General features: G+C 58.4%; 20 protein-coding genes and 1 tRNA gene. 17 read left to right on the top strand and 4 right to left on the bottom strand.

Annotated features, from left to right (window positions below; translation table 11 throughout):
* From VL547_RS00580 to VL547_RS00630, 11 genes are all read left to right on the top strand, one after another.
* The coding region (locus VL547_RS00580) for an outer membrane beta-barrel protein (protein ID WP_325574047.1) at positions 1-2390 on the top strand (2390 nt) is incomplete at its 5' end.
* A 16-nt stretch (positions 2391-2406) separates the two neighbouring features.
* Positions 2407-3423, top strand: a complete 1017-nt coding sequence (locus VL547_RS00585) for a sensor histidine kinase (protein WP_325574049.1) — start codon at positions 2407-2409, stop codon at positions 3421-3423.
* Complete coding sequence (locus VL547_RS00590; protein ID WP_325574051.1) at positions 3423-4115, top strand: LytTR family DNA-binding domain-containing protein; 693 nt, start codon at positions 3423-3425, stop codon at positions 4113-4115. Before VL547_RS00585 ends, VL547_RS00590 begins: the two co-directional genes overlap by 1 nt.
* Positions 4116-4175: 60 nt before the next feature.
* The gene (locus VL547_RS00595) at positions 4176-7286 is read left to right on the top strand and encodes a glycoside hydrolase family 2 TIM barrel-domain containing protein (protein WP_325574053.1); all 3111 of its coding nucleotides are present in this window, start codon (positions 4176-4178) and stop codon (positions 7284-7286) included.
* Positions 7287-7564: 278 nt separating this feature from the next.
* Entirely contained in the window at positions 7565-11458 is a 3894-nt protein-coding gene (locus VL547_RS00600) for a hypothetical protein (RefSeq protein ID WP_325574055.1), read from the top strand.
* 10 nt (positions 11459-11468) lie between these two features.
* Positions 11469-12476: a hypothetical protein gene (locus VL547_RS00605; protein WP_325574057.1), complete on the top strand. Its 1008-nt coding sequence runs from the start codon at positions 11469-11471 to the stop codon at positions 12474-12476.
* Positions 12477-12485: 9 nt separating this feature from the next.
* Positions 12486-13484, top strand: coding sequence for a hypothetical protein (locus VL547_RS00610; protein WP_325574059.1), 999 nt, complete (start codon positions 12486-12488; stop codon positions 13482-13484).
* Positions 13485-13560: 76 nt separating this feature from the next.
* Positions 13561-14064, top strand: a complete 504-nt coding sequence (locus VL547_RS00615; RefSeq protein WP_325574061.1) for an SRPBCC domain-containing protein — start codon at positions 13561-13563, stop codon at positions 14062-14064.
* A 21-nt stretch (positions 14065-14085) separates the two neighbouring features.
* Positions 14086-14463, top strand: a complete 378-nt coding sequence (locus VL547_RS00620; RefSeq protein ID WP_325574063.1) for a MauE/DoxX family redox-associated membrane protein — start codon at positions 14086-14088, stop codon at positions 14461-14463.
* A 147-nt stretch (positions 14464-14610) separates the two neighbouring features.
* Entirely contained in the window at positions 14611-15375 is a 765-nt protein-coding gene (locus VL547_RS00625; RefSeq protein ID WP_325574065.1) for a DUF4412 domain-containing protein, read from the top strand.
* 29 nt (positions 15376-15404) lie between these two features.
* Positions 15405-17102, top strand: a complete 1698-nt coding sequence (locus VL547_RS00630) for a TlpA family protein disulfide reductase (protein WP_325574067.1) — start codon at positions 15405-15407, stop codon at positions 17100-17102.
* Between the two features lie 86 nt (positions 17103-17188).
* Here VL547_RS00630 and VL547_RS00635 read toward each other — a convergent pair.
* A tRNA-Leu gene (locus tag VL547_RS00635) sits at positions 17189-17270 on the bottom strand.
* Positions 17271-17386: 116 nt separating this feature from the next.
* Between VL547_RS00635 and VL547_RS00640 the strand changes: the two genes are divergently transcribed.
* Complete coding sequence (locus VL547_RS00640) at positions 17387-18457, top strand: glycosyltransferase family 9 protein (protein WP_325574069.1); 1071 nt, start codon at positions 17387-17389, stop codon at positions 18455-18457.
* On the opposite strand, the gene VL547_RS00645 is transcribed toward VL547_RS00640, so the two are convergent.
* On the bottom strand, positions 18441-19268 hold the full coding sequence (locus tag VL547_RS00645; protein WP_325574071.1) for a 2,3,4,5-tetrahydropyridine-2,6-dicarboxylate N-succinyltransferase: 828 nt from the start codon (positions 19266-19268) through the stop codon (positions 18441-18443). The genes VL547_RS00640 and VL547_RS00645 overlap by 17 nt on opposite strands.
* A 73-nt stretch (positions 19269-19341) precedes the next feature.
* Here VL547_RS00645 and VL547_RS00650 point away from each other — a divergent pair, with 73 nt between their 5' ends.
* The 4 genes from VL547_RS00650 to miaA are packed head-to-tail and all read left to right on the top strand — an operon-like array spanning position 19342 to position 22911.
* Positions 19342-19911 carry an L-threonylcarbamoyladenylate synthase gene (locus tag VL547_RS00650; RefSeq protein WP_325574073.1) on the top strand — a complete coding sequence of 190 codons (570 nt, stop codon included), beginning with the start codon at positions 19342-19344 and terminating at the stop codon, positions 19909-19911.
* A 59-nt stretch (positions 19912-19970) separates the two neighbouring features.
* Complete coding sequence (locus VL547_RS00655) at positions 19971-21392, top strand: CCA tRNA nucleotidyltransferase (RefSeq protein ID WP_325574075.1); 1422 nt, start codon at positions 19971-19973, stop codon at positions 21390-21392.
* 43 nt (positions 21393-21435) lie between these two features.
* Positions 21436-22014 carry an IS1096 element passenger TnpR family protein gene (locus VL547_RS00660; RefSeq protein WP_325574077.1) on the top strand — a complete coding sequence of 193 codons (579 nt, stop codon included), beginning with the start codon at positions 21436-21438 and terminating at the stop codon, positions 22012-22014.
* A gap of 3 nt (positions 22015-22017) precedes the next feature.
* A complete protein-coding gene (gene miaA / locus VL547_RS00665; protein ID WP_325574079.1) occupies positions 22018-22911 on the top strand; it encodes a tRNA (adenosine(37)-N6)-dimethylallyltransferase MiaA in 894 nt (297 codons plus the stop codon).
* On the opposite strand, the gene VL547_RS00670 is transcribed toward miaA, so the two are convergent.
* Together VL547_RS00670 and VL547_RS00675 are read right to left on the bottom strand one after the other, a co-directional pair.
* On the bottom strand, positions 22850-23413 hold the full coding sequence (locus tag VL547_RS00670) for a hypothetical protein (protein WP_325574081.1): 564 nt from the start codon (positions 23411-23413) through the stop codon (positions 22850-22852). The two genes, miaA and VL547_RS00670, sit on opposite strands and share 62 nt — an antisense overlap.
* Before the next feature lie 92 nt (positions 23414-23505).
* The gene (locus VL547_RS00675; RefSeq protein WP_325574083.1) at positions 23506-24396 is read right to left on the bottom strand and encodes a hypothetical protein; all 891 of its coding nucleotides are present in this window, start codon (positions 24394-24396) and stop codon (positions 23506-23508) included.
* Between the two features lie 75 nt (positions 24397-24471).
* Between VL547_RS00675 and proS the strand changes: the two genes are divergently transcribed.
* The gene (proS, locus tag VL547_RS00680; RefSeq protein WP_325574085.1) at positions 24472-25947 is read left to right on the top strand and encodes a proline--tRNA ligase; all 1476 of its coding nucleotides are present in this window, start codon (positions 24472-24474) and stop codon (positions 25945-25947) included.
* Positions 25948-25960: the final 13 nt, after the last annotated feature.

Consider the following 25960-nt stretch of genomic DNA (forward strand, 5'->3'; position numbering starts at 1 on the left):
TGCTGGTGCTCGGCCCGGCCGCGAAGGGCGCGGCGGATGGGAAAGGCGCCCCGGGCGCTCCCGCGGGCGGCAAGAACGTCTTGCTCAAGGGCGGCGAGACGCAAAGCAATGGCGACTTCTCGATCGAGGATCTGCCACTGAATCGCCCGCTGCAGCTCAGCGTCACCGCGGTGGGCTATGACGCCCTCCAACAGGCGGTGACCCTGCACGGGGAGCAGGACCTGGGTAAATTGACACTCCAGCCGACAGCAAAGGAGCTCCAACAGATCGTCATCACGGCCAGCAAGCCGGCGATGACCGTCGACATGGACAAAAAGATATTCAACGTCTCCAAGGACATCAACAGCATCGGCGGGAACGGGCTTGATGTGCTAAAAAACGTCCCGAGCGTAAACGTCGATATCGACGGGAACGTTTCCCTCCGCGGCGCTTCTCCCCAGCTGCTGGTGGATGGGAAGCCAACGACCCTCACCCTGGACGAGATCCCGGCGGACGCTATCGAGAGCGTGGAGGTCATCACGAACCCTTCCGCAAAGTATGATGCCTCGGGCGGTGGCGCGGGTATCCTCAACATCGTCCTAAAAAAGAACCGGAAAAAGGGATATAACGGGAGCGTGCGCGCGGGCGCGGACCGGTACGGTGGTCTCAACGGCGGCGCGAGCCTCAATGTCCGCGAGAACAAGATCAACGTCTCCGCCGACATCAACGGCCGGATGATGCGCGACCGCTCGACGGGGTCCACCGAACGGCTCGACAACAGCACTACACCCGGCACGTCGCTGCGGCAACAGGAGCTGGACACCAACAAGGGGTCGATGTTCTTTGGCCGGTTGGGGATCGACTATTTCATCAACAACAAGACGACGCTGTCGCTGACCGGTTTTGCAATGCACCACAACGGGGATAATGCGTCCAGCTTATCCGTCAGCACCGACAGCCTGTACCCCGCCGGCACCATCAGCCAGTATAGCCACGAGGAAATCAAAGGCAACAATATCTTCAACGGCCGGGGAGGGACGCTGGGCATCAAACGTCTTTTCGCCAGGGACAAGGAAGAGTGGACCGCCGACGCGAGTTATTTCTCGGGGAACGCCACCAACAACACCATGTACGTCACCGACTATTACCTGAAAGGCTATGCGGGCGGACTCAGCAGCACGGAATGGCAAAAGATCGAAGGAGGGGGCAACGACCACAACATCATCCTCCAAAGCGACTACACCGATCCCCTCACGTCCAAGACCACCCTGGAAGCCGGGGTCCGGGCGGCACTGCAAAGCCGGCTCAAAATCAACGACAACTATACCTATAACCCGGACTCCGCGGCCTATGAGCTGATACCCTCCGCGGCCAGCAACTATAAGAGCCGGGCCAACGTCTACGCCGCCTATGCCACCATCGCCAGCAGCATCGGCAAGTTCGGCTACAAGGTGGGATTGAGGGCGGAAAGCTCCAACTACCACGGCACCCTGCTGAACTCGGGGGAGACCTTCAGCAACCAGTATCCCGTCAGCCTGTTCCCCTCGGTTTTCCTGAGCGAAAAACTGGGCGACGGACGGGAGCTGCAACTGAGCTATACCCGGCGGGTGAACCGGCCCAACTTCTTCCAGCTCGTCCCCTATACGGACTCGTCCAACAAGCTCAATATCACCCGCGGCAATCCGAACCTGGTACCTGAGTTCACCCAATCCCTGGAGCTTTCCTATTTGAAGACCTTCAACGGGAACAACACCCTGCTTGCCTCGATCTACTATAAATACACCGATCACCTGATCACGGGATACATCGAAGCCGATACCGACGCCGCTACGGGGGCGACCACGCTGATCAATACCTACGTCAACGCCGAGTCCAGCCAGTCCCTGGGTGCGGAGGTGACCGGCCAGTTTACGCTGACCCCCTGGTGGGACTTGTCCGCCAACGTAAACCTCTACCATTCCTCCATCGATGTGGGGACCACCACTTCCCTGTGGAGCGGCTTCGGGAAGCTGAATACCAGCATCCGGCTGCCGGCGGGCTTTAGCGTCCAGGTCTCCGGTATGTACCAATCCAAGACCAACCTCCCGGTGAATACCAACGCGAACCAGCCCGGTCCCCCCAATATGATGAACCAGAGCGCCTCCCAGGGGTATATCAAGCCGTTCTACGAAGCGGATATCGCCGCAAAGAAAACGTTCCTGAAGGGGAAGATGAACGTGGCCGTGAGCTTCAATGATATTTTCCGGAGCAGGAAACAGGACCAGTATACCTATAGCGCATACTTCACCCAGGAATACGACCGGGTCAGGGACCCGCAGATGCTGCGGCTGAACTTCTCCTACAGTTTCGGGAAGATCGACGCCAGCCTGTTCAAGCGGAGGAACAACAACGTTCAGTCGGAGGACCAATAAACGGCTATATTTACGTATGAAGCGGGTACTGACGCATATCGGGGTTTGGGTGGTGGCTTTGTCGCTGCCTTACCTGCTCGACAGCCACCACGGAGAGTCGCATCATCACGACAACGACGCCGTATACCGGGCTTTTTTCTACCTGAATTTCGTCACGAGCCTTTTGTGGGTGGCGCCGTTTTACCTGACGGCGTATGTGCTCACGCCGCGGTTGTTCTACCGGCGGCAATACGCCGCCTATGTCGGGTGCCTGGCGCTCGTGCTCGGCGCTGTCCTGCTGGTGCACTTCCTGTTGTTCAGCAGTTTTTTCGGGTTGGAGCACTTCAGCGTGAAGGGCGCGCTGGGTTTCCTGGTGCCGCCGTTCGTGTTGACGATCGCTGTGGCTACGGCCTTCCGCGTCGTCACCGACAAGATGGCCGCCGATAGGCTGGTCCACGAACGCCAGGAGGAAAACCTGAAGACGGAGCTGTCGTTCCTGCGCTCCCAGATCAACCCGCATTTTATCTTCAACATCCTCAACAACCTCGTGGCCCTGGAGCAGATGAAGTCGCCGGAGCTGGGGCCGACCATCCTGAAGCTGTCGTCCCTGATGCAGTATATGCTGTACGAGACGGATGAGGAGCGCGTGCCCATGAACAAGGAGGTGGAGTACCTGGAAAGTTTTATCGACCTCCAGCGTCAGCGCTTTGGCTCGAAGGTGCCTATAACGGTGTCGCTCGACCGCACCCCGAACATATACGAGATCGAACCGATGCTCCTGATCCCCTTCGTGGAAAACGCCTTCAAGCATGGCGTGGGGATGATCGGACACCCGTCGATCGATATCGGCCTGTTCGTGGCATCCGGGGTACTCCATTTTACCGTGCGCAACCGATATAACCCGAACTCGCCCGAAGTCAAGGATAAAACCTCGGGCATCGGCCTGGGTAACGTCCGGCGCCGGCTCAAGCTGTTGTATGGCGACCAGCAGGCCCTGCACATCCACCGGCAGGACAGCTGGTTTATCGTGGACCTCCAAATAAATCTACACTGATGCTGCGTTGTATTGCCGTCGACGACGAACCCCTGGCCGTGCAGCTCCTGTCCGACTATATCCGGAAAGTCGCGTTCCTTGAATTGGTCGCGACCTGCGGGGACGCCTTCGAAGCCACCCGGGTGTTACAGGAAAAGACCGTCGACCTCATCTTCATGGACATCCAGATGCCCGGTCTCACCGGCTTGCAGTTCATACAATCGCTCCCACGCCGGCCCATGGTCATCCTCGTGACCGCCTACAAGAAATTCGCCTCTGAAGGTTTTGACCTGGACGTCGTGGACTACCTGATAAAACCGGTTGGACTGGATCGCTTTATGAAGGCCTGTTTTAAAGCGCAGGAGCTCTACCAGCTCCGGCACGGCGCCCCCGCCGACTATTTTTTCGTCAACGTGGACTACAGCCTCGTCAAGGTGCTTTTTTCCGATATCGTCTATATAGAGGGCTCGGGGGACTATGTGAAGATACACCTGTCCTCCGCCCCCCGTCCTTTGCTGGTGCGGATGAGTACCAAGGCCATGGAGGGGGAATTGCCTTCCGATCGTTTTCTCCGGATACACAAGTCCTACATCGTATCCAAGGACGGCGTCACCGCCGTACGGAAGAACAGCGTATTCATCGGTTCCCTGGAGCTGCCCGTGGGGGAGACGTACCGGGAATCGGTGCGGGGGCTCACCGGCCGTGAGCTCTAACCCTTTCGATTATCGAAAGGAAGTTATTGATTTTCCGGCCGGCGCCCGTAAATTGGGCGCATGAAATCGTTCTTGCTTGTAGCCCTGCTGCTCACCGGTAGCGCCATGGCGCAGACCCGCTCCTGGTTGTCCGGCCCCGACACGGTCGCGGTCCCCAAAGAAATCGAAGACCCCGAATGCATCGGTATCCACAAGGAGCCCGCGCACGCTACGCTGATGCCCTATGGCTCGCTGGCCGAGGCGTTACGGGCGGACCGGCACGCCTCCACGTTCTACCGGTCGTTGAACGGGACCTGGAAGTTCAACTACGTGCCCTGGCCGCAGCAACGACCAGCGGACTTCTATAAGCCCACGTACGACGTCTCCCGCTGGGACAGTATCCCGGTTCCCTCCAACTGGCAGGTAAAGGGGTACGGGACGCCCTATTACAGCAACTTCACCTATATCTTCAAAAAGGATTTCCCCCACGTTATGAGCGCGCCCCCGGTCAGCTGGACCGCGTACAAGGAGCGCAACCCCGTGGGTAGCTACCGGCGAGACTTCGACATGCCCGCGGATTGGAAGGGCCGCCGGATATTCGTCACCTTCGACGGCGTCGACGCCGGATTCTTCCTTTGGGTCAACGGCCACAAGATCGGGTACAGCGTCAATAGCCGCAACGCCGCAGAATTCGACATCACGGCGTACGTAAAGCCCGGCAGGAACATGATCGCCGTGGAAGTCTACCGGTTTACCGTCGGCAGCTACCTTGAAGACCAGGATATGTGGCGGCTCAGCGGCATCTTCCGGAATGTGACGCTGTGGAGCGCGCCGCAGGAGCACATCCGCGATTTTTTCGTAACGACCGATTTTGACAAAAGCTATACGGACGCGACGCTGAAAGTCGTTGGCAAAATAAAAAACTACGGTGCCGCGGTGATGGAACCGCGCCGCTTTGCGGTGGACCTGTACGACGGACAAAAACGAGTGGGCACTGCTGAGGCCGGTGTGCCCGCGCTCGCCCCGGGCGCTGAAGCGGCCATAACGGTGACCATACCGGTGGCGCACCCCCGGAAGTGGACCGCCGAAACGCCCAACCTGTATACCACGGTCCTGCGCATGGGCGACGAGCTGCTGAGCACTCGCACGGGCTTTCGAAAGCTCCTCCTGGACGACCGCCAGTTCCTGGTCAACGGGGTGCCTGTCAAGCTCAAGGGCGTGAACCGCCACGAGAACTGGCCCGACGACGGACACGCCGTCACCGAGGCGCAGATGATCCGCGACATCATCCTGATCAAACAAGCCAACTGCAACCACGTCCGCACCTGTCACTATTCGGACGACCCCCGTTGGTATGAGCTCTGTGACGAATACGGTATTTATGTGCTGGCGGAAGCCAACCTGGAATGTCACGGCGCGTGGGACGAGTTCAACGAGGACCCGAGGATAAAGGCGGCCATCATCGACCGCAATGTGGCCAACGTCGAGAACTTCAAAAATCACCCCTCGGTGATCATCTGGTCGCTGGGCAACGAGTGCGGCAGCGGCGGCTCCAATTTCAGGGCCGCGCTGAGGACCATCCGCCAGATCGACCCGGGACGCCCCACCCACTACCAGGGCTTTGGCATCGGGGATGACAACCCCGCGGACATCGACTCTGAGATGTACACCGACCTGGCCTCCCTGGAAAAACACGCCCGCGACACCAAGCTCGTCAAGCCCTTTTATCTCTGTGAATACGCCCACGCCATGTTCAACTCCATGGGCAGCGTGGACGACTACAACGACCTGTTCGACCGCTATCCCACCCTGTTGGGCGGCTGTATCTGGGAATGGCAGGACCAGGGCATCTACAACCGGATCGACCCCCGCCACCCGATTACGGCGTTTGGCGGAGGGTTCGGTGAAGTCCCGAACGACCATTACTTTATCCACAAGGGCGTCGTGTTTTCGGACCGCAGCCCCAAGCCGCATTACCCGGCGCTCAAACATGCCTATCAGTGGATACGCGTGCGGTTGACGCCCAGCGGTCTCAGCATCTCCAATAAATACCAGTTCATCGGTTTGGATGGATTCAGGGCGAGCTGGACCCTATCGGAAAACGGGGTGACTACCGCCAGCGGTCACCTCACGCTCCCGGCCATCGCTCCAGGCGACTCCGCCTCGATTCCGCTGCCTTCGATACCGGGGGGACAGGCCGGAGCGGAGCGCATCCTCCGGGTGTCGTTTTCTACAGCGCATTCATCACTATGGGCGCCCGAGGGCTTTGAGGTGGCATCGCAACAGCTCGTGCTGAGCGAAGGGCCGGCGCCGGGGTTTGCGCTGAGCGGTAACGCGCCCCACGCATCCGACGATAAAGACTTTATAACGGTCACGGGGAACGCTTTCGAGCTCGTTTTCGACAAACACAAAGGTTGCTTCGTCTCCATGAAAGGCCGTGGCGTCGAACTGCTCGCCGACAGCAGCGGCCCGCAGCTCCACCTTTGGCGTGCGCCACACCAGCAGGACGACCTCTGGGCCAACCGGTCCTGGGACCGGTACGGGCTGAAGAGCCTGTCCTGGAAGGCCGATAACGTCGCTTATGCGTCCGCCGGCGGTTTCGTGACGATTACCGCCGACCTTGAAGCGTCGGGGAAGGAAGGCCTGTCAATCCGCCACCGGGTCGCATATATGATCGATGGTAACGGCGTCGTCCGGTCGCTGAACAAGGTATCCTTTAACGTCACGGACATCCCGCTCGCGCGCGTCGGCGTCCGGATGTCGCTGTCGAAAGCATTCGACAGCGTGGGGTACTACGGCCGCGGCCCCATGGAAAGCTATGCCGACCGGAAATTGGGCGAGGATATTGGTTTGTATGGCAGCTCCGTCGCCGCCCAGCAAACCCCGTACGAAAAACCCATGGAGTGCGGTAACCACGAAGACGTCCGCTGGGTCACGCTGCACTCGGCTTCATCTTCCCTGACCGTGACCGGGGATTCCGCCTTGATCCAGTTTTCGGCGTTGCCCTATGGCGATGAAGACCTCGAAAAGGTCGAATACAAGATCGACTTGCCACCCGTCCGCCGCACGGTGTTGTGTATCGACGCGCGGACGCTGGGCGTGGGGTCCAACGGGTGCGGACCGAGACCCCTGGAAAAGTATGTCCCCCGTTCCACCGAACAGGAGTTTGGGTATGACTGGAAGGTGGAGTAACGGCCGAGGGACGAGCGACGGAAATATATGGGTGGATGTCTGACGAGCGGGGGCAAATGCCGGAAGTTTTGTTGCCAGCGCTACGCTGGATGATCGTATAATAAATTGATTTGTAATATTTTATAATGGGCGCTAAACGGCGCCCATTTTTATTTCCCTGGACGGCATCGTACCTTCCTTCCGTTCATCAGCCACCCTAACTTCCCATCGCCATTTGATGTGATTGACCTCCCTTTGGAGGGCGGGGACTGCTTTTTCATAACCCAAATCATGAAACAATGCCCAACCCAGAAATGTTTGAGTGGACGCTTAACCGCACCGACACATCGGAGAACGTCAACGCGGACATCCCTTCCAGCGTCATCCTCGTCCGCCCGCACCCGGGTGATCCCGCCGGCGATCTTTTATTGCTCGACCAGGTACCCCTTCCCAGGAACGCCTGGCAATACGACACCCACGACAAAGTGCTCCGGTGGAGGGGGGCGTTCGGTGGGGGCGACCTTCACCTGGGACACGATGGCCTGGGCGCGAGCGGCGTCATCGGCGGCGACTCCCTGCGGTTCGTCGGGGTGCAGGCCAGGGCTACCGTCCGTTTTCTATGCGACGTCGCGCTCGATTGTGGTGTCGCTTATGTCACGGGCAGGGGCGGGACCATCCTTAGCATGGACTGGGACCCGTCTTCCCCGCAATGGAAAAACGCGAATTGGATAAAGGACCGTCTCCGGCTTATCTATTCCGTGGATAAAAGCAATCCCCTGGCGCCACCCGATTTCACCTTTGTGTTCGAGGACCTGGAAACAAAGGCGCTGCCCTGGGAGCCGTTCCCGGACGAATTCGGCGCGATGCTCGACGCCGGCGACTATAAAGGCCGGCTCGTATGGGACCTGGGTTTTCAGGCAAACGTCCCGCCGCCGCGGGATGAAAACAAACCCTCCACCGGGCCGGATTCCGTTTACCCCTATTGGTTGCTCGCCAGGGAGCAAGCGGCCATGGTGGAGATCAACGGGGCGATACAGATCGACGACTTCGCTCCCGCCGGGAGGCTGGCGGGTTTTCGGGGTCTTCGCGAGCATGCGATGATAGCAGGTTATTATCAAACGGACGCCGGACACGCCGCCTTTGGTTTGTTTGGCGGGGATATTTGTCTGGATGGACAAGCGAGGCACCGGTGCCGGGCGATCCAAAACGGCCTGTCATGGACGGGCTTACCGGAAACGCTGCAGCAACGGCTTGGTTTACCCGCTGCCGGTGTGCTTGCCTTCGACCCTTCCGGCGATACGGGCACGTTCATAAACGATGGGACGACGATCCGGCGGTTGACCGCGGCCGAGGCCTTACAGGCCGTTGCCGCCCACCAGGACCTGTATGGCCAGGTGTACTCGGAGGCCAGGACGTTCCAGGCCCGGCTGGATGATGTGTCGCCGGATATGTATGGACTCCTGGCCATGAGCCAGTTCCGCCAGAATAAAGAAGGCGCCTGGATCGATGAGGTGCAAAAAGGCGTCATGGACGACATGTCCGCGATCATGAATTCGTTCGTATCAAAGGATTTGTGGAAGCGCTTGTTCCCGGGCACGCCCCAACCCGTCCTCAAGGGGAGGCTGGCCGAGGTCGCCGCCTCACCCGTCCCCGGTGTAAAAGACCCCGCGGCCTGGTACCAGTCCCTTAGCACAGTGGTGCTTACCAATGGGTTGGCCGACGGGAGCAACCCCAATTGCAAACACATGAACGGACCCAGGGCCGCCGCCTGGCTCCACGAAGAAGTGGCCAATTCAAAGGTGTATGCCACGCACTCGCAGCTCCTCTTCAGATACCGATGGGAAGACCTCAACGCCACCATCGTGCTCTATTGGGAAGACCAGGCCAGAAACGCCGAAGCCCATACCGGCGCCATCAACGACCAGGTCGCCGTGTCGCTGCTGGAGATCGACGGTATCGTCACCGACAAAAAGACGCCCCCTGATCTCATCGGCCAACTCAAAGCGGATGTCGTTTCGTCTGGCGTCTATGCGATGACCAACAAGCTCTATTGGGCATTCGCCTACTATGCCTACAATATCCACCCCATGGTCCTGGCGCAGATCGGCCAGGGTATCGGAAGCGGCTCGGGTTCCAAGGACGGTACCGCCCTGGCGCGGATGCTCCAGCAAAACATCGCCGTGCTGACGGCCCTGGACCCCTCCGGGTTTTTCGCCCGGCAGTACAACGCCGCCATCAACAATTTCCTCGCCACCAACATACTGCCCAGCATGTATGGTTTTACTGGCGAAGCGGAGGATTATTCGCTCGTCAAGGAATACCTCCAGAAATTCGTGGAACAGAATATCGATAACAGCGATGTGGAAATCGCCAGGGCCGCGGGCGAGATGCAGGCCATCGTCGACGCGGAGAATTTCGACGAGCTGTTACAGGAATCCCTCGCCTCGTTACGCAGCATCTCCGGTTTCACCCGGACGGCCATGGCGCTGCCCGTCATCGCCGGTCAATGGGAACAGTGGTTCAAGCAAAAACACCCCCGGTTTTCCAACGGCGCCGCCAAGTTCGGGAGCCTGTTGATCGGCGGCCTGGGTCTCATGAACATGATCAATCTCATCAAGACTTACCAGAGCTGGGACCAAATGGATAAAGGCAAACGGGCCCAGGTCATACTGGATACGGTCCAGATGGGGCTACAGGTATTCGCCGCGGTCGTAAAAAGGGGCGTCCGGATCGGCGCCATCTTCAACGTAACGGGGATGAACGTCTGGCAACGGAGCGTGGCGATCTCGTCGATCCTGATCGACGGCACCACCGAGCAGCTCAACACCGGGCTCATGGGCGTATCCAACAAGACTGCGTTGTGGCTCGGGGATACCGCCGGCGCCGCAGCCCTGCGGGAGGAGGTAGCGCTTTTGATGAATATCACGGAGAACCAGGCGGTCGAGATCGCCTGGACCGCCAGGGTCTTTGGCAGTAACCTGAACGAGTTTATCGCTACCCGGATGGGGCCCCTGTTGATGTTGGGCGGTATCGCGCTGAGCATTTATTTTATCGTCGAAGGCAGATCTGGTGTGGCGCTGGGATCGGAAATCATCAACATCATATCCGGGTCGCTGACGCTTTTCGCCATGGCGGGCGGCTGGTTGATACAAGGAGGGTTTATCGCCGCGGGGAGTACCGTGGCTACCGTGATATCCGCTGCCGGGCCGCTGGCCATCGTCGCCGCGGTGGTGGGAATAGCCCTTATGATCTATCTGATGTTCCAGAAGCCACCCGATCCGGTGGAGGAGTTTGTAAACGACTATGTAAAACCCGCCGGTTTCTTCGTGCCATCGAAGTGTTGCGCCATCGACTACGTCATTCCTTACAAGTTAAGCAGCCAGAACGACCTCCTGATGCTCGGCTTCTCCCTGGAAACCGATGGTAAGCTCTGGACCGCGAGACCCGACGGCGCCATCGACCTGACCACGGGTTCGAGCCTGCCGGATTGCGTATGGAAGGTGGACACAACCGGGTTTGGGCTAAGCAGGATCGCCGCCCTCGTGCAAACCAAACCCGGGGCAAGTCCCGTGGGTCTGATGCTCAGTTTGATGAGCGACCATACCATTTCTTTTCAACCAAAAATGGGGACCGGGAAAAAGGACAAACAGCCGGTGGTACTGACCCAAACCTGGGAGACCAGCTGCCTGGATTTGTTTACAAGGCTGGCCAACGACGGCACCGCCCTGGCCTCCCTGGCGATCCGGTTCCAGCCGGTGTTCGCGGATGGTGAAGGGAAGTACCGTTCGGGTCAGGGAATCGGTTGGATCGATAGGAAGGGCGATAAGCTCGTCTATTCGACGGAGGGGACGGGTTCGCTTTTCACCCTGAAAATGGCGGGTATAGCGCCCAATTTCGTGACGATGCCGGACCTCTCCTTTATGCTGGATTCCATTCCCTACACCGGACAGGCGTATGGTCCAAACTATGGTCTGACGCCCAGCTCGCCGATTACGTTCACGCCGCCGGCCAACCTTCCCGACTTCCTGAAATTCGACAAGGAGACGGGGACTATCGCCCCCAACGGTAACAAGGCCAGGGAGAAAATGAACGTCCCATGCGTCCTGGAGATGAAGAATAGCCTGGGTGGCGGAAAAGTCACCTTCCGCGTTATCGTCGAACCCGCGCCCGTCAAGGAACCGGTCGTTTTATAAACTTACCCCTATGTCCGATTACCGACAACTCGAAACCGAGCTCGCACAAGACCTGGTAACTTCGATCGGGGGAGCCGCGGCTCCCCCGGTCAAAGCCCTGGTCGATGCCCTGGTCGACGCCATCCCGTATTTTGGTGACCCCGGCTGGTTGAAAGCGCACCGGGACGCGCTGGTGAATTTGCTGGCGGCCAAGCTGCCCACCTCCGTTATAGTGCCCCATCCCTCTGAGTTTCACAACCTGGATCATTACGTGTATACCTATGACGGCCCCTATCCGGGTTACCGGGAAGTTTTCTATCCCGGGATCAAACCCTCTTTGGCGGCCACGGCCGTGGCGGAGAGGGTAAAGACGGTCGACCCCGGTCTGGACGATGCCTGGTGGGGCAGATACGGGGTGATGGTATTGACTGATGCGATCCACACGAAGGTCAACCTGCCGGTAAATACCGCCAGGTTGAGCGAAGACCTGCTGTTGTACGCGGCCAGCTTCAAACCGGCGTTTGCGGCGAGCTATCTGGCGATATTCCTCCAGGTGTACCCGCCCAGCGTCGCGGCCCTGTCGGCCATCGCGGAGCGCCTCTCGCAAGCCGAAGCCCAGTCGATCTTGCATACGGCCATTGCGTCGGGTCAATTTACCGCGGCGGTAAACCTTATGTTGTCCCTGGGGGGGACCACTACGACCGCGGCGACCTGGTTCCTCTTCAACCTGTGGATGTGTCTGAAGGCCCTGGGCATGATGGACGTGGACGCCGCCATCCGGTACTATATCGGACAGGGCCTGGCCGTCCCGGCCCAGGTCGGTCCGGGCCAGTGGTGGTCCGGCGGCTATACGTCCTGGTTCGAGCCGTTGGGCGGGTCCGATGTAGTCATCATGGCCGGGGCGGGGATCACAGCCGGCTTCCCCGAGATCGAGCAACAGTCGCACGGGCGTTTCGCGCCCACCCGCAAGCACATCACCGTGGCCAATGGATACAGCGAAAGTTATTGTTACTGGGGGGCCTGCAATTGGTATAAATAAGCAATCCTTATGGCAAATTATCAGCGGCTCGAAGCTTCCCTGGCGGCGGCCCTCGTCAAGTCCATCGGAGACGGCCCCCCGGTCGTTACAAAGGTGGTTGCCTTGCTCGACGCCATTCCTTACTATAAGGACGACCAGGTCGGCGTAGTCCACCGCGCAGCTTTGACGAACCTGTTGGCGATTTATCTGCCCTACGCCACGCCCATGCCGCAACCACCGGAACAAAAGAAGTGGAGGGCCCACTTTTATATCGGCGACCCCAAAGCCTACGGCGAGGCATTTTTCCCGCAGCTGGATATCACGCCGGTAGCGTCATCGTCGGCGGTCGCGGTGCAACAGGCCGATCCCCGCCGCAACGGCGTTTGGTGGGGACGGTACGGGGTCGTCGTCCTGACGGACGCCATCCGGAAAAAGATACCCGTCAACCTGGACACCGCGCGGTTGGACGAAGACCTTTCGGCATATGCGAGGGCCCTAGACCCCGTCCTGGCGGCCAGCTATATGGCCGTCCTCACCGACGGTTACGAGCCCACCGCCGCCGCGCTTCGGGGCATCGAGCCGGTCAGCCGCCCCGAAGCCGTAGCGCTGTTGGAGCAGGCCATCGAAGCCGGGCAATTCACCGCCAACGTCAACGAGCTCCTGGCCATGGGCGGGGAGGATGCCATCGCCGCCTCCTGGTTCCTGTTCAATTTGTGGATCATCCTGAAAATGCTGGGATTGGTCGACGTCGACGCCGCCATCCTCCGTTTCAAGAACAGCGGTTTGAACGTCCCTCCGCAACTGGACCCGGGCGCCTGGTGGTTGGGCGGTTACGTGTCCTGGTTCGTACCGTTGGATGGCTATGCGTTGTTGCCAATGGCTTCGGCCGGCATCGGGCTGGATATGCCCCAATGGTATGTGTATTTCGATCCGGGCTTACACATGGTTTTTCAAAGATCGGACCCTGCCCGGAATGGGTATGCGGTGAGCTTGTGTCTGTGGGGGGAGTTGAGTTGGTATAAACCGTAGCGCGTCGCCCTTTCTTTTAAAATAGATTTGCGCATCCGATCGGTTGCTGTTATTTTTGCAACTAAACGGTTTCGTAATGACACAACCTTTGCAGTTCGACTTTATCGCAGACAAGGAAAAAAACACGCTCACGGTCCGGCGCGAATTCATGGCCGGCCGGCCATTGGTATGGGATTGTTACACCAGGAGCGAATTGCTCGACCAGTGGTTCGCCCCCAAACCGCTGACCACAAAGACAAAGTCCATGGACTTCCGCGAAGGCGGCCACTGGCACTACGCCATGGTGGAGCCCAACGGCGCCGAATACTGGGGTTGGACCGAATATGTCAAGATACACCCGATCGACTACTATACCACGTTGGATGCTTTTTCCAATGCCGCCGGCGACATCAACAAGGACCTCCCCCGCGCCGAATGGCTCGTGACGTTCCTCGACAAGGGCGCGAGCACCCTGGTGGAAACGGTGGTTACCTACCAGTCGCTCACCGACCTGGAACAGGTCGTTTCGATGGGTATGGAACAAGGCATGACGGCGACGCTCGAGAAGCTCGACGAGCTGCTGTTGCGTCTGAACAAGTAGTCTAACATTAAAATCGTAAGTATGAAAAGCAAGATCCTCTTTGTTCTATGCCTGTTGGCCGGCCTGATGTTCATCAACGCGGGCTTGGATAAGTTCTTTCATTATATGCCGGCGCCCAAGGACATGCCCGAAAAAATGGTAAAAGCGGGTATGGCGTTTGCAGCCATAGGCTGGCTCATGCCGTTGGTCGGGACCATAGAAATCCTCGGCGGCTTGCTGCTGATCCTCCCCAGGACCCGGGCGTTGGGCGCCATCGTGATACTCCCGGTATTGACGGGCATCCTCCTGGCCAATATCAGCATAGCGCCTTCGGCTTTGCCTATCACCTTCGCGTTGATGGCGGTCGTGGGATGGGTTATCATAGATAGCAGGACGAAGTACCTGCCGATGGTGAGCTGACGCGCCGCCGCCCGTGTTGCCGTTCAGCCCCGCGGCCCCTGCTGCCTTCTGCAGCCCCGCTTGGCGATTTTATCCCGCCGTTCGTCGGTTCGCCCCGGATCGCCGCCGGACTATGCCCATCTTTCCCGTACCTAAATGTCAACCTTTATGAACAAGGCAATATGCCTGTCACTGGCGCTCACCCTGCTGACAGGCTGTACGAATTCGGCGGGCAGCGTCGGAGCGTCTTCCGCCGTCAGTGGCGTCTCCGGTTCCGGCAGCGACCTGTACTATGAATACACGGTTTCCGGCTCGGGCAAGGCGATACGTATGAATGGCTTCACGAAAATGTATATGGCCGGCAGCGGCGCCGTCCGCGTGGAGATGTTGCTGGGAATAGACACGAACGGCGCAAAGGCCTCGACCCCATCCATCGTCCTGCTGGGCGACAGCCATACACCCACCGAAACCATCGAGCTGGACGACGCCGCCAAAACCTTCACCCGGAACCACATCGACACCGCCGCCATGGGCGTGTCCCGAATGAGGTCGAACTCGGTCGTAACCCGCATAGGCGACGAGACCTGGCTGGGATTCCATTGCGTCCACGCGCGTATCATTTCGACCATCAAGATGGGCGGCTTTTTCAGCATAGTCGACACCGTCGACATCTGGAAAAGCAACGACGTCCCCATGCAACCTGGTTTCCGTCATTGGATGGAAAAATTCCAGGCCCGGGAAAACGCCTCGGCCTTTTCACCCGAGGTCGCCGAAAAGCTGAAACAGATGGGCTGCGAGGGCCTTTTTGTACGCCTGGAGTCCCGCGGCAAGGACTCCCATACCGTTACGGCGTTGTCAAAGGTCGAGCGGCGGGATTTACCCGCGGGTATGTTCAAGGTGCCGGAGGGGTATAGGGAGGAGAAGGCCAATTAGCTTATATTTAGAGGAGCAACCTTGGTAATATGCGAACTTCCTCTATCGTCCTTTTGGCCTCCCTTTGTGTATGTAGCTACGCGCGGGCGCAAACCCCGGCTGACGTCCTCTCCCCGGAAGACGCAGCATTCAATTCACTCTATGAGAAACTAGCCGTTCCAAAAGTTACCGGCAAGATCCTGCATCTGTCACCGGACGATCTCAAGAGCGTGGACGTATCCTACACGATCGTGACCCCTTTCGCTCAATTACAGCAGCACAAAACCGTTCGCCCCGCGCCGGATGGCAGCTTCACCCTGGCCTTGGACTATCCTTTTCCCTTCCAGCAGATATGGGTCGGCTATGGCGACTTCTTTTATGCCGGGATCTGTGCAAACCAGGACCTGTACATCGAGCTCGACATGGAAAAGATCAAGGCCGCCAAGGGCGTTCAATTCAACGGCGAGGGCGTTCGGTATCTGGGCACGGACGGCCCTCTCAATACATACCTGAATAACTTCATTTTATACAGGAGGAATGAACAACTGGAGCTGGGTGGACGGGTAATGTCGATTATGCAAAAATTCGGTAGCAACCCGGATAGCCTGCTACAGGTCTATAACCGCCTGAACGATTCGATCAGGGAGCTGGGGGATAGCTTCATCGCCTCAAACCCGTCACCGTATGGCTGGATTATTGACAACGAGCAAATGTCCGACTATTATGGCCAACTATGTATCGCCTACTTCGGGAAGCGAATGCCCGACAGCCTTTGGACAAGGATCTGCCGACACAAAAGTTACCTGATGTCCAACAGCGGTTCTATATTCTACAACTATTTGACGATGTACCTCAACGCGCTTCCTGATGCCGGGGGATCGGTCACCTGGAAGGACGTAGCGCAACTGCCGGACCTGATGCCGGATGAAAGAGCGTCAATCGACTCCCTGCGGGACAGCGAAAAAATGCCTACATCCCCGGAAAACATACAAAGATGGACCCGTCAGCTTCGGCCACGTGTGCAGGCCATAGCGATGAACCGAAGACTGGCCATGGAAATCCATCGGCTGGACAGCGCCTTTTCTCCCGCCAAGGCAGACTTCCTGAAACTCCGGCTGAGTACCAGCACGGACCTGGTGGATCAAAGGGCCGCCATGGACCATGCTGCTTCCAGCATGCGGACGCCGTGGTGTATTTCGGTGGAAGAGGCAGAACGTAAACAAACCGCCGACAAGATAGAGGAGCTCAACAAAGCACTGGCCTCCACAGGTGGACATGCACCGCATACAAGCTTTGGCGATCCATTGATCCAAACGTCCTTTGGCGCCAGCCTTTATATAGCCAGGGGAAAGGCTACGGACTTCCTGAAAGCCCTGGTCCAAAGCTTCCCCGGTAAAGCGATCATCATCGACCGCTGGGCCACCTGGTGCGGCGCCTGTCTTGCGGAAATGCCGCACAGCAAGGAATTGGAAGGACAGTCCGCGGGCCTGCCCGTGGTTTTCGTTTACCTGTGTACCATAAACGGCTCCACGGAAGACAAATGGAAATCAAAGGTGGCCGAGCTGAAGCAGCCCGGTATGCATTTCCTGATCGACGAAGCCATGGACGCTGAAATATCCCGCTATTTCTCCTTCGGCGGGTATCCCGGGTATGCCTTAATCGACAAGACCGGCGTGTATAAGCCGGGGGCCATACGCTGGATGTCGGAGATCGGGGACCGGAGCGCGCTGGAGGAGTTGATCAAGTAGCCCGTGGCTGCGAGGATTAGCCACGCGAAGCACATTCGCCACGCGTATAAACGAAAAAACCCCTCCGCTAAAGCGGAGGGGCCTTGTGCCCAGGACTGGATTCGAACCAGCACACCTCGCGGCGCTGCTACCTGAAAACAGTGCGTCTACCAGTTTCGCCACCTGGGCAGGTACCTGATCTTTTGTGAGATCGGGGTGCAAATATACGGGATTTTACGATCCGTGAAATTATTTTTTAAGAGGGTGGGGGCAACACGGGAGGGGGAGGCTACCTTTGCGGGCGTATGCGTTTTTTGATTATTCAGACGGCTTTTTTGGGGGATGTGGTGCTGGCGACACCGGTGGTCGAGCGGCTTCGGAAGTTCTATCCGGAGGATACGATCGATTTCCTGGTGAGGAAGGGGAACGAATCCTTGCTGAAGGGACACCCTTTGATCGACGAGGTGCTGGTGTGGAACAAACAGGAGCGGAAGATGCGGAACCTGTGGGGGATGATGCGGACAGTAAGGGCGCGGAAATACGACTATGTGATCAACCTGCAGCGGTTCGCGAGCTCGGGGTTGATGACGGTGTTTTCGGGGGCGTATACGATCGGGTTCGACAAGAATCCGCTATCACGGTATTTTACGGAGCGGAAGCCGCACGTGATCGGGTCGGACCCGAAACGGTATGTGCACGAGGTGCAGCGGAACCTGTCGCTGATTGCGGGGTTGACGGACAACGAGGGTTTGAACGGCGACATAGAGAGGCTGACGGATAAGTCGGTTGTCCGGCCAAGGCTGTATCCGTCGGAGGCCGACTACGGGAAGGTGCGCGCGTTTAAAGCCGAACCCTATATCACGATGAGCCCCGCCTCGGTTTGGTTTACCAAGCAGCTGGCGGAGGAAAAGTGGGTGGAGCTGATACGGGCTTACCCTGCGGGACAAACGATATATTTACTTGGGGCGCCAGGAGATACGGAGTTGTGTGCGCGGATCGCGGCCGCGAGCGGCCGTAACGGCGGCGAAAACGGCGGCCATAAAGGGAGTGACCGTGAAGGCTTCGACCTGATTAACCTGGCCGGCCAGCTGACCCTCCTGCAATCCGCCGCGCTGATGGCCGGCGCCGGCATGAACTACGTCAACGACTCCGCGCCGATGCACCTGGCCTCGGCGATGAACGCGCCGGTGACGGCGGTATATTGCTCGACGGTGCCGTACTTTGGGTTCGGGCCGCTATCGGACGTGTCGCGGGTCGTGGAGACGCCGGTGGCGCTGGATTGCCGGCCGTGCGGGCTCCATGGCTATAAAGCGTGCCCACAGGGGCATTTCAGGTGCGCGCACACGATCCCGGTGGAGGCTATACGCTCACATTAAAATCGCGCAGCGCATCATTCAAGCTCGTCTTCGTATCGGTGGATGGCTTCCGCTGCCCGATGATCAGGGCGCAGGGTACCTGGAAAATACCGGCGGGGAACTCCTTCGGGTAGGTCCCGGGGATGACGACGCTGCGGGCGGGGACCCGGCCGCGGTGTTCGATGGGGGAGGGGCCGCTGACGTCGATGATCCTGGTGGATTGGGTCAGGACGACGCCGGCGCCGAGGACGGCCTCGCGTTCGACGATGACACCCTCGACGACGATCGAGCGGGAACCCAGGAAACAGTTGTCTTCGATGATGACGGGGCTCGCCTGGAGGGGTTCCAGGACGCCGCCGATGCCGACGCCGCCGCTGAGGTGGACGTGCTTGCCGATCTGGGCGCAGCTGCCGACGGTGGCCCAGGTATCGACCATGGTGCCTTCGTCGACGTAAGCGCCGATGTTGACGTAGCTGGGCATGAGCACGACGTTTTTGGCCAGGTGGGCGCCATAACGGGCGACGGCGTGCGGGACGGCCCGGACGCCGATGGATTTGTAGTCGCTCTTGAGCTTCATCTTGTCGTAGAACTCGAAGGGCGGCAGCGTATAGGTCTCCATTTGCTGGATAGCGAAGTACATCAGGATGGCCTGCTTGACCCACTCGTTGACCGTCCAGACCGACTCGCCGGAGGCCAGGACGACGGGGGTGGCGACGCGAAGCTCCCCCTTATCGACCGCCTCGATGACCGCGCGGACCGCATCGGCGTATGCCAAATCCTTGAGAAGTGAGCGATCTGCCCAAGCCGTTTGAATCGTACCTTTCAAATCCATATAAAATGTGTTGGCGCCAAAGCGCGTTTATTGCAATTTTTTTGCAAACGTAATTCAAAATACTTTTGCGGCGATGGACTTTCAGGAAGACCTTGAACAATGCCTGTTGGTACTGGGCCGGGGGGGCCTGATCCTTTACCCGACGGACACGATCTGGGGGATCGGCTGTGATGCGACGGACGCGGACGCCGTGGCGAGGATTTACGCCCTCAAGCGCCGGGAGGAAAGCAAAAGCATGATCGTGCTGGTCGCGGATGAGCGGGACGTGTTGAGGTATACGGCGGCCCCCGACCTTGCACTATTCGATTACCTGAAAACGGTGAACAAGCCGACGACGGTGATCTACCCGGGGGCGATCGGTTTGGCGCCGAACCTGCTGGCCGCCGACGGGTCGGTGGGGATGCGGATCGTGGGCGAAGACTTCTGCCGGCACCTGGTGAAGCGTTTTAAAAAGCCGGTCGTGTCGACCTCGGCGAACCTTTCGGGGGAACCGTCGCCGGGCACATACGGGGAAGTAAGCGCGCCAATCATAAACGGCGTGGATTATGTAGTAAAATATAGGAGAGAAGATACCGAAAAGGCCCAACCGTCGTCAGTGATCCGGTGGGGCCGCGACGGCAAGGTCGAGGTCATACGGCCGTAGGCGCCGCAAAGGCGAAAAGCGCCGGGGCAAACGGCCGAAAGCAAAGCAAAAAGAAAAAAATGGACATCCTCTGCACCGATAAAGAACTTTTCATCTTTAAAAAGATCGCCAGCGCAGCGGCTGAGCTGCAGCTGCGTTCTTATATAGTGGGCGGCTTCGTCCGCGACAAGCTCATCGGCCGTCCGACCAAGGACATCGACGTGGTTTGTGTGGGGGATGGGATCGCCCTGGCGCAAAAGGTAGCGGAGCGGTTCCGGCCGCAGCCGGCGGTGAACTTTTTCAAGACCTATGGGACAGCCCAGCTCAAGGTGGAGGACATCGAGCTCGAGTTCGTGGGCGCCCGCAGGGAGAGCTATAACAGGGACTCGCGGAACCCGGAGGTGGAGCCGGGCACCCTGGAGGACGACCAGCTGAGGCGGGACTTCACCATCAATGCCATGGCAGTGAGCCTGAACCAGGAAGACTTCGGGACATTAATAGACCCTTTCGAGGGGCTAAAAGACATCGAGCTCCAAAGGATAAGGACGCCCCGGGAGCCGGGCACGACGTTTACCGACGACCCGTTGAGGATGATGCGGGCCATCCGGTTTGCGAGCCAGCTCGGGTACAAGATAGAGAAGATGACAGAAGAGAGCATCACCGAAAACGCCGACCGGATCAGGATCATCACCCAGGAGCGGATCACCGACGAGCTGAATAAGATCGTAAAAAGCAAAAAGCCGGGTATCGGGTTCGAATACCTGTACCGGACCGGCCTCCTGCAACGGATCTTCCCCCAGATGGTGGACCTGGCCGGGGCCGAATACATCGACGGAAAGGGACACAAGGATAACTTTTTCCATACCCTGCAGGTGCTGGACAACATTTCAGAGCACACAAATAACCTATGGCTTCGTTGGGCGGCGATCCTGCACGACATCGGGAAGCCAGCCACCAAGCGTTTCGAGGCCGGGCACGGCTGGACTTTTCATGGGCACGAAGTCGTGGGGGGGAAGATGGTGCCCCGGATCTTCAGCAAATTGAAGCTGCCCCAGCACGAGGAGATGCGGTATGTGCGGAAACTGGTCGAATTGCACCTGCGGCCCATCAGCCTGACCAGGGAGAACATCACGGACTCGGCTATCCGGAGGTTGCTGTTCGACGCGGGGGACGACCTGGAGGACCTGATGACGCTTTGCCGGGCGGATATAACGTCGAAGAATAAACAAAAGGTAAAGCGCTACCTCGACAATTTCGAGCTGGTCCAGGAAAGGCTCAGGGACGTGGAGCAAAAGGACCGTATCCGGAACTGGCAACCCCCGATCACCGGGGAAATCATCATGGAAACCTTTGGCCTGCCCCCCGGGCGGGTCGTAGGGGACATAAAAACGGCGATCCGGGAGGCCATCCTGGACGGCATCATCCCCAACGAATACGAGGCGGCATATCATTTGATGTTAAAGGTGGGCCGGGAGCATGGCCTGGAGCCTGTGAAAATGTAATTAATTCGTTTAAATTTGTTGTATTAATTCAAACCCAGGAGTAATGGCGGTACTTAAATTTCGTGTTTATTGGGAAGAGGACGACGCGGTGTATAGAGATGTGGTCATCAGACACAGTCAAAGCTTCAAGGAATTGAACGACATTGTATTGAAGTCTTTCGAGTTTGACAATAAGCACAAAGCGACCTTTTACCGGAGCAACGACCACTGGCAACGCGGCCGGGAGATTACCCTGGAGAAGTACGACAAGCCGTATGTAAAGGAGCCCCTGCTCATGGATCAGACCCAGATCGGCTCCGAGATCAAGGACCCCAACCAGAAATTCATCTACATCTACGACTTCAACCGGAACTGGACCTTCCTGCTGGAGCTGATCAGCGTCAGTAAGGACGAGAACCAGAAACAGTCCTACCCCGGCGTGATCCGGACCGAAGGGCTTGCCCCGAACCAATATGGAACCCGCAGCCTGCTGGGAGACAAGTTCGTCGAAGTAGAAGAAAAATACGACCTCACTAAAGGCGAAGAAGGCTTCGGCGAAGAAGGCGGAGAGGGTGGGGAATCGGAGAGCGGGGAAGAAAGCGAACAGGAAGGTGAAGTCGACAACTTCACCGAAGAAATATAAACGTTGAAAACCATCCTGGTCATCGCCGGTCCCACTGCGGTGGGAAAAACCGACCTGGCCGTTCACCTGGCCGAAACGTTCCAGACATCCATCATTTCAGCGGATTCCCGGCAATGCTACCGGGAAATGGATATCGGGGTGGCACGCCCATCCCCGGAGGAATTAAAGCGCGTCCCGCACTATTTCATCGCCACCCATTCCGTCACCGAAACGGTGAACGCGGCCGTTTTCACCGAAGAAGCCCAACGGGCCGCGGACGGCATTTTCGCGACGCGCGACGTCGCCCTGTTGGTGGGAGGAACGGGGTTGTATATCCAAGCGTTTACCGAAGGCCTGGATGATATACCGCCGGTCCCGCGAGAGACCAGAAACGCCGTGAGGCAGGGATATGCGGCAAACGGGATGACGTGGCTGCAGGAAGAGCTCAAGCGGAAAGACCCGCAGTGGTACGCCACCGGTGAAACGCAGAACCCGCATCGCCTCATGCGCGCCCTCGAGGTACTGGAGGCCACCGGGCAATCCATAAGGGCATTTCAAAAAGGCCGTAAGGAAAGCCCCTACAACGTAATAAAAGTCGGCCTCGAGTTGCCCCGCGACGTCCTCTACGACCGTATCAACAAACGCGTGGACCAGATGATGGACAGTGGCCTCGAAAACGAGGTCGAAGGCCTCCAAAAATTCAAAACCGAAAAGGCGCTCGACACCGTCGGCTATAAGGAACTATTCGATTATCTCGATGGAAAAACGACAAAAGAGAACGCCGTCGCCCTCATCAAGCAACACACGCGGAATTACGCCAAGCGCCAGATGACCTGGTTCAAACGGGACCCGGACTTCAGGTGGTTCGGACCGCAGGAGCGGGAGGCCGTGACGGCGTATTTGAATGGTATTTCTTGAGCAGCAACTCCGCATAGTAGCGCCCGTTATGATAGAGCTCGAGGTAATGGTGCGTGTCATCCTGCCCCATCAACCGCCGGCCCTTGGCCATTTTCTGGATCAATGCATCCTTGTCGAAATAGAATTGGGCCTCATAGCTGCGTACGGCGTCTTTTTTTTCCGCCTGGTCTTTGAAGTCGTCCTCGGTCTCGCTGACATAGAGCAGTTGGTTGCCCGCAAAATAGTAGTGTTCCCGGAGGATGCCATAGGACATGCCCACCGATACGTCGATCTTGCATAGGCTGTCGCGCTTGAAGGATCCAACCATCGAAGCGGCGCCCGCCGACGTCTCTTCGCCATAGAACTCCTTGGAGCTCATCTTTACTTTTTGCAGGGATGAGTCGCTGTCGATCTGCCGCCAGCACGCGCTGATGTGTTCGATGCGGTCATCGCCGGAAGAAGTTTGGGCGTAGAGGCGGGGCGTTGTCAGGAGGAAGGCACAGAGCCAAAGATGGCGGTTCATCGGTTTGGATTTGGCTTAAATATATTAAAAAAAAACGGCAACCGAATCCATTAGGTTGCCGTTTTCCTTTATGTGGTCTTTTGAAACAAATCTTAGTGTCGGCCAATGCCGCCGCCGCCTACGCGACCGCCGCCGCCAAACCCGCCGCCACCGCCGCGGAAGCCGCCACCGGAGGGCGCGGGCCGGTAAACCGGTTGCTGCTGGAAGGTGCGTTGCTGCGCCGGCTGCTGATTGGTCGTGCGCGCCGTGTTCCCCTGGCGGACGAAACTGCGGTTGTTAGCCGGCTGGACGTTGCCCGCCGTCCGGGTTGCTGTCGGCCGGTAGGTCTGGAAGCCGTTGGTCGTAACTTTGTTGCTGGCGATCGAGGTCGCCATGCGTCCGGAGATCGTGCCGTTGACCGGGTGGGCTATCGCCTGGGGCGCCACCGTGGTCGTTACGTTGTTGTAGTGGCGGTTGTTATAGGCCAGTACGTTGACCCGGTTGGTACCGCCCATATACAGGGAAGAAAATCCGCCGGTGGAGGCTACGGCATAGTGGCTATAGTAGTAGCCAAAGCCGGGATAATAGGGGTTGTAGAATCCGCCATAATACATCGGGTAGCCATAGTAGCCATAGCCGAAGGCGTGGTAGAAGCCGGCGCCATACGGGTAGTATGGGTTGGAAAAGAAGCCCATCCCACCGTAGAAGCCGGTATAGAAGGGCATTCCGAAGCCGGAGCCCCAGAACGGATCGTAAAAGGTGCTGTACGGCGAATAACCGTTATCGTCGTTGCCGTAGGCATACTGATTATAGTTATCCGCGGTGCTGGCCGGTTGTACCCGGTCGTCGCTCCCGTCGTTGGCGACGTAGCCGCTGCCTGAATCCTGGCTTCCGTCCGAGTAATAAGCGTCGTCGGTTGTCGTTGTCGATTGCGCCTTCCTCGCAGAAGAGCAGCTGTAGAGGCAGCCGATCGCAAGGGTAAGCACTATATATCGCAGTGTCATGGGTTAAGGGTTTAGTATCCCGACAATAAAGTTAACACATTTTATGTACGTTTGCAGCGAAATTTAAGAGCGGTTATGAGCAAAGAAATTACGGCGCGTTCCGAGGACTATTCCCAATGGTACAATGACCTGGTATTGAAAGGGGGGCTGGCGGATTACTCCGCGGTGAAGGGTTGCATGGTGATCAAACCCTACGGTTACGCCCTGTGGGAACGGATGCAGGCTGTGTTGGACGGTAAATTCAAGGAAACCGGTCACCAGAACGCCTATTTTCCCCTCTTTATCCCCAAAAGCTTTCTGAGCAAGGAAGCCGCCCACGTGGAAGGCTTTGCCAAGGAATGCGCGGTCGTGACCCACTACCGCCTCAAGAACGATCCCAACGGCGCCGGCGTGATAGTGGACCCCGAGGCAAAACTGGAAGAAGAGCTCATCGTCCGCCCGACCTCCGAAACGATCATCTGGAATACCTACAAGACCTGGATACAATCCTACCGGGACCTGCCCCTGCTGATTAACCAATGGGCCAACGTGGTCCGCTGGGAGATGCGCACCCGGCTGTTCCTCCGGACGGCCGAATTCCTCTGGCAGGAAGGCCACACGGCCCATGCGACCGAGCAGGAGGCCGTGGCCGAAGCGCGGCTGATGCTGGAGGTGTACGCCGATTTCGTGGAGAACTACCTGGCGCTGCCCGTCGTGAAGGGCACCAAGAGCCCCAGCGAGCGTTTTGCGGGAGCGGTAGACACCTACTGCATCGAAGCGCTGATGCAGGACGGGAAGGCGCTTCAGGCCGGGACCTCCCACTTCCTCGGCCAGAACTTCGCCAAGGCCTTCGACGTGCAATTCACCAACAAGGAGAACAAGCTGGACTACGTGTGGGCCACCAGCTGGGGCGTCAGCACCCGTATGATCGGCGCCCTGGTCATGGCGCACAGCGACGACGACGGGCTGGTCATGCCGCCCCGGATCGCTCCATTACAGGTGGTAGTGGTGCCCATCTACAAGGGCGAGGACCAGAAAAAACAGCTCGACGAGCGGATCCTCCCGCTGGTAAAGGCCGTCAGGGACGCCGGCATCAGCATCAAATACGACGATTCCGACAACGCCCGGCCGGGGTGGAAATTCGCGGAATACGAGCTGAAGGGCGTACCCGTCAGGATCGCCATCGGTGCGCGCGACCTGGAGAACGGGGTGGCGGAAGTAGCCCGCCGGGATACCAGGGAAAAAATGAGCCTGCCGCTGGAAGGGCTGCCTGGCCGTATCGCCCGGCTGCTCGAAGAAATCCAGCAGAACCTGTACGACCGCGCGCTGGCATTCCGCCAGGACCACATCACCCGGGTAGACGACTTCGATACCTTCCAAAAGGTTCTCGATGAAAAAGGCGGCTTCGTATCGGCCCATTGGGACGGCACCGCCGAAACCGAGGAAAAGATCAAGGAGCTGTCCAAGGCCACCATCCGGTGCATCCCCCTGGACAATCCCCAGGAAGCGGGAAAGTGTGTCCTCACGGGCAAGCCGTCCAAGGAACGCGTGTTGTTCGCCAGGGCATATTAAAATTTTTCCTATC

Origin of the sequence: Dinghuibacter sp., assembly GCF_035492835.1 — a bacterium.
In the GTDB taxonomy this organism is placed as follows: Bacteria; Bacteroidota; Bacteroidia; order Chitinophagales; family Chitinophagaceae; genus Dinghuibacter.